This window comes from Sulfitobacter sp., from assembly GCF_036961165.1.
GTDB lineage: Bacteria > Pseudomonadota > Alphaproteobacteria > Rhodobacterales > Rhodobacteraceae > Sulfitobacter.
In genome coordinates this window covers 1-5,525 of sequence record NZ_JBALVJ010000135.1, presented here as the reverse complement: position 1 = coordinate 5,525, position 5,525 = coordinate 1, and the positions used below count along the sequence as shown (strand labels likewise).

The window sequence follows — 5,525 nt, the reverse complement described above, 5'->3', positions numbered from 1 at the left end:
ATGCATCTTAGCCAAGCCGCAAAACTGTCCTAAAAAGCAGGACCACTTCACTGGACACTTCCTGTAACCTCCCTGATTTGGGATGGAGGAAGTATTCATGACGAACGACGAACGCGACATTCAGCGCAAACTTAGAGTGCTCCAGCACGCCGAGAAGATCGGCAATGCTCGCAAAGCCTGCTGGTATTTTGGGATCGGCAGGTCCAGCTTTTATAGATGGCGCGATGCATATCAAAAGCATGGTGAAGCTGGGTTGAAGAATGCCAAATCAATCCGCAAAAATCCTGCCAATCAAACGCCAACTGAGATCGTGGAGAAGGTTCTGTATCTACGCCGCAAATACCACCTCGGACCTATCAGGATTGTCTGGTATTTGGAGCGCTATCACAGCATCAAAATCTCAGATGCTGGTGTCTACCGCATTCTCAAGCGTAACGGACTCAACCGATTGCCCAGAGGCACCCGGATGCGCAAACTGCACACCAAGCGCTATCAGAAGCAAGTGCCGGGCCATCACATTCTGGTGGATGTTCAGTTTCTGACCTTCAAAGGAAAAAGCGGCGAAAAGGTCCGCCGATTCCAATACACAGCGATCAACGATGCAACAAGAGTTCGCGCCCTCAAGGTCCACGAGAAACATACGCAGGCAAACGCGATCGACTTCATTGACCACATCATCGAAAAGTTCCCATGCCGTATTCGCGAGGTGCGCACGGATAATGGTCATGAATTCCAGGCCAAGTTCCATTGGCATGTTGAAGATCTCGGGATCAGGCACGCATATATAAAACGCGGCACGCCGCAATTGAACGGGAAGGTCGAGCGTTCACATCGATCCGATCAGCAGGAATTCTATCAGCTCCTAAGTTACAAAGGCGACGTCGACCTCGAGGCCAAACTCGACGAATGGGAGCGCTTCTACAACTTCGCCAGACCGCACGGCGCTCATAACGGCCAGACCCCTTACGAAGCTCTCAGAGAAAAGCTACAATAGCGTCCCGAAGGTCTGTCCAGCTTACAGTGGCTAGGTTGTTTGAAAGCAGACACCCGGAACGTTTGTCAAATTTGCCTCGTCAAAATCACTCGGACCGCATTATCTATTGAGCAAATCGATCACTGCATCAGCACCGGCAGGGCTTGAAATTGCTAATGCCATTGGTACAGCGCCTCCGAAATCCTCGCTTGGCTTCTCAAAGAAGCGCATCACCAGCGTAACGTTGCCATGGTGAACTCTGTCTGCAACCACATATGCGCGGGCAAAATCATAAAGTTTCTGACTATTAGCGGTGCTTATCGGGCGCTTTTCACTTTTTGCCCGGCGAAAGGCTCGGTCTGGAATAATGTTTAAGGTAGGTTTGGACCCCATAATTTTCAGAACTTTCTCTACGGATTCCGCCGGGAAACCCTTTGCAATTTCGGTGTTTAGAGAAGCTGAATCATTAATTTCTTCGGGCAGTCCCAAGAGTTCCGAAACCCGATCAATCTCTGTCGCACGTGTGAGTTTGCCATTCATTGTCGATCTCCCTTTACATGAACCGCTGTCATCAATGTTACGAAACCACAACCGGAAAAATTTCATTGGATGGCGGGACTGCTGCCGCCTGAGCTGCGTTCAAGCCCGCCATAGGGTAAATGGCCGTCGAATAAAGGTCCGAGAAGCACTAGAGCGGTATCGGTGTCTTCCGTAGTTCTTACTGAACCTGCAGGCCGATCTGTGATAATAGGGCAGATGTCTGCCATTTGAAAATCACTGCGTATTTGAACCATTTTGCGTCGCCCCGCCAAGGTTAGGTCACCGAAAGTCGCTCTCCCGACATCGGCGCTGGTAGAAGAGAAAGTCGCCTTGTAAACAAAAAATTGCAGTGGACGTTAAGTTACCGCCAATAATTATGCGGTTGCATTTCACCTCCAGTAGGATACCCCCAAGCATGAAAGCGACATTATCCGTCGCAAATCGACATTCCCCTGTTTCTTGAAAAAGAGTGAGCAGTTCGACTGCTTGAATGGCGATTGCGACGTTGATGGGCTTTGCGTGGGGCCGCCAGAAGTCTGGCTGTGACCCGCCTCAATACGAAAATCAAAGGAGATACGCCCTATGAAGAGCCTAATATTTGGCGCTGCATTTGCAGCACTTGCGGCCCCCACAGCGGCCCTCGCACAAGAACAATGCGGCGAAGTTACGATCACACAGATGAACTGGGATTCAGCCGCCATCGTGACGTCCGTTTCCAAGTTTCTGATGGAGCAAGGCTATGGTTGCGACGTGACGGCCGTGCCGTCTGACACCACACCGGCGATGACATCTCTGTCCGAGAACAACGAGCCAGACATCGTGACCGAACTCTGGATCAACTCTGCCGGTGATGCGTACAAAAAGCTGAAAGCGGACGGCAAGATCGAAGAGCTTGGCAGCGTGCTTGAGCCCGGCGGTGTCGAAGGCTGGTGGCTGCCGACCTATCTTGTCGAAGCGCATCCACAGCTTTCAACAATCGAAGGCGTGATGGCCAACCCCGAGCTTGTCGGCGGCATGTTCAACAACTGCCCTGATGGCTGGGGCTGCCGCATTGTGAATGACAACCTGATCCGCGCGTTCAACCTTGAAGACAGCGGTATCAAAGTCTTCAATCACGGGTCCGGCGAGACGCTGGCGACGTCAATGGCAGCGGCTTACGAAAGCGAAGAGCCTTGGTTTGGCTACTACTGGGGTCCGACGACGCCGCTTGGCATGTTCGACATGACAAGTATTGATCTGGGCGAATATGACGCGGAGGCGTTTGCGTCCATGCAGAACGCCGATGCGCCTAATCCCAAGGCATCATCCTTTCCGGCAGCACCTGTGCTGACGATTGTCACCAAGGACTTTATGAAATCGCATCCTGACATTGCGGAGCTGATGGGGAACGTGACCTTTAAGACGGACACGATGAGCCAACTGTTGGCCTGGAAGCAAGACAACAACGCCTCGAACGAGGAAGCAGCTGTCTATTTCCTGAAAAACAACCCTGATGAGTGGAGCGGCTGGATCAACGAGGCCGCAGCAGAAAAGCTGGCACCACTGCTGAAATAAGAACTTCAGGGCGGCGCTTTTGGTGCCGCCCTTTGCCTGTTTTGTGATGCCCGCACATAATTTCGGACATCACAGGAGTACCAACCGACGGGGCCGGGATCACATGATCCGGTCCTTTCGGTGATGACACATATCAATAGGAAAAGGGCCGCGATTTAAGCCCGGGTGAGGGATGAATGGCAACGTATGATTTCGTATTCGACGGGCTTGGCCTGCGCAACTGGTGCGGCAGCAGCGGAGATGACGGCGACGGCATGATGTCCATGGCCCAACTGCTTGCTCAAACATCCGGTGACGACGTTGAAGTATCGCCGTGGGAAACGCCGTTCCCGTCAATGGATGCGCTCCACGAAGCCTGCACATCCTTTCCGCAATCGCGCGAGCTGACCAGTGGACTTGAACAAGGGTTCCTGGCCATAAAAGACAGCCTGAAAGTGGTCGTCGACCCACTGACACAACCGCTGAGCTGGGCGCTGAACGAAGCGCTTTGGGTGATGCAGGCAGTGCCATGGTTCATCATGATCCCTCTGTTGATGCTGGTCGCTTGGGTGGTGAGCCGAGAGATAAAATTGGTTGGGCTGGTCGTGATCTGCTTCGGCTTTTTGGGCTTTGTCGACTATTATACCTACACGATGCAGACGCTCGCGATCATCTTTGTCTGCGCGGTGACCTGTGTGTTGCTTGGCGTGCCGATTGGCATTGCCATGTCGCGTAGCGACCGGGTGCAGCGCATCATGATCCCCATTCTTGACATGCTCCAGACGCTACCACCATTCGTCTATCTGATCCCGCTGATCTTCCTGTTCTCGGTAACCGAGCCAAAGCTATACGGGATTGCAATCATCCTTTACGCCATTGTGCCGGTGGTCCGCCTGACAGATCTGGGGATCCGCCTCGTTGACCCCGACGTGATCGAAGCGGCAGATGCCTTTGGCATGACCAAGCGGCAAAAGCTATTCAGTGTGCAAATCCCGCTGGCGCTGCCCAACATCATGGCGGGCGTGAACCAAACCATCATGATGAGCCTAGCGATGGTTGTCATCGCATCGCTCGTATCGGCCCCCGGCCTGGGTGTGCTGGTGCTGCGCGGTATCCGATCGCTCGAGCTGGGCGTTGGCCTGCTTTCGGGACTGGGTATCGTCCTTCTCGCGATCATTCTGGATCGCGTGACCAAGGCGGCACTTGCCCGCATCAACGTCAGCCAGTCGCGATAGAGGATAACGGATATGACCGATACAGAAATCAAGATCTCGATCCGCAGCCTATATAAGATCTTTGGCGACGATCCGTTACCCGCCTTGCAACATGTCAAAGACGGTTTGAGCAAGTCGGACCTGCTGGAGCGGCACAATAACGTGCTTGGCCTGAACGACATCAATGTCGATGTGCCTGCGGGGGAAACCACAGTGATCATGGGGCTGTCAGGGTCGGGTAAATCGACGCTGATCCGGCACCTGAACCGTCTGATCGAACCGACGGCGGGCGAGGTTTGGGTCAACGGCGACAATATCCTCGATTACAACGAAGCCCAGCTGCGAGAGCTGCGTAAACACACGATGTCTATGGTGTTTCAAAAGTTCGCGCTTTTGCCGCACCGGACCGTTTTGCAGAATGCGGGTCTTGCTCCGTCGGTCGAGGGGCAAAGCGAGCGGCAATACGCAGACGAGGCTCGCAAATGGCTGGACCGCGTCGGTCTGCAAGGCCAAGCAGAGCAGTACCCGCATCAGATGTCAGGCGGAATGCAGCAGCGCGTTGGGATCGCACGAGCGCTGACCAGCAACTCCGATATCATGCTCATGGACGAGGCATTCTCAGCCCTTGATCCGCTGATCCGAACAGACATGCAGGGCCTGCTGGTCGAGTTGCAGGCAGAATTGAAAAAGACCATTGTGTTCATCACGCATGACTTGGACGAAGCGCTGAAATTGGCAGACCATCTGGTGATCCTCAAGGATGGCTCCGTCGTGCAACAGGGTGAACCGCAGCATATCCTGCTTAACCCAGCCGCCCCCTATATCGAAGACTTCGTCAGCGACATCAATCGGGCACGGGTGCTAAGGGTCCGGTCTGTCATGACCAAAACACCGGACACGGCAGGCGAACGGGCGGGCGAAATTGATCACGATGATACACTGGAAACTGTGATTGCGCTGTCTGAAGGCGACACATCTCTTAGCTACCGTGTGATGAAGGACGGTAAACCTGTTGGCGTGCTGGATATGCGGAAATTGGTCCGCGCTCTGGTTCCAACGGAACAATCCGACGACACGGAAAGTGCCCATCTAAGCAACTGATATGGCTGCTGCTATCGGTTTTTACCCAGCAGTAGCCCGGATCCTCATTGAGGGCTGGCCCACCCTTAAGCTATGTTTCGCGGGGCAGGCTTTGGTCAATGGATCACTACTGAAGTGGTCCTGCTTTTCTGGACAGGTTTGCGGCTTAGCTAAGATGCATCTGG

General features: G+C 53.7%; 5 protein-coding genes. 4 read left to right on the top strand and 1 reads right to left on the bottom strand.

All coding sequences use genetic code 11. From position 1 onward, the window contains the following. Nucleotides 1-97: 97 nt before the first annotated feature. A complete protein-coding gene (locus tag V7730_RS21870) occupies nucleotides 98-994 on the top strand; it encodes an IS481 family transposase (RefSeq protein ID WP_335749675.1) in 897 nt (298 codons plus the stop codon). A 99-nt stretch (nucleotides 995-1,093) separates the two neighbouring features. On the opposite strand, the gene V7730_RS21865 is transcribed toward V7730_RS21870, so the two are convergent. Continuing rightward, entirely contained in the window at nucleotides 1,094-1,513 is a 420-nt protein-coding gene (locus V7730_RS21865) for a hypothetical protein (protein ID WP_335749674.1), read from the bottom strand. Nucleotides 1,514-2,095: 582 nt separating this feature from the next. On the opposite strand from V7730_RS21865, the gene V7730_RS21860 reads away from it, so the two are divergent. From V7730_RS21860 to V7730_RS21850, 3 genes are all read left to right on the top strand, one after another. Further along, the gene (locus V7730_RS21860) at nucleotides 2,096-3,067 is read left to right on the top strand and encodes an ABC transporter substrate-binding protein (RefSeq protein ID WP_335749673.1); all 972 of its coding nucleotides are present in this window, start codon (nucleotides 2,096-2,098) and stop codon (nucleotides 3,065-3,067) included. A 176-nt stretch (nucleotides 3,068-3,243) separates the two neighbouring features. Continuing rightward, nucleotides 3,244-4,281, top strand: coding sequence for an ABC transporter permease (locus V7730_RS21855; protein ID WP_335749672.1), 1,038 nt, complete (start codon nucleotides 3,244-3,246; stop codon nucleotides 4,279-4,281). A 12-nt stretch (nucleotides 4,282-4,293) separates the two neighbouring features. Then, the gene (locus V7730_RS21850) at nucleotides 4,294-5,361 is read left to right on the top strand and encodes a quaternary amine ABC transporter ATP-binding protein (RefSeq protein WP_335749671.1); all 1,068 of its coding nucleotides are present in this window, start codon (nucleotides 4,294-4,296) and stop codon (nucleotides 5,359-5,361) included. Nucleotides 5,362-5,525 lie beyond the last annotated feature (164 nt).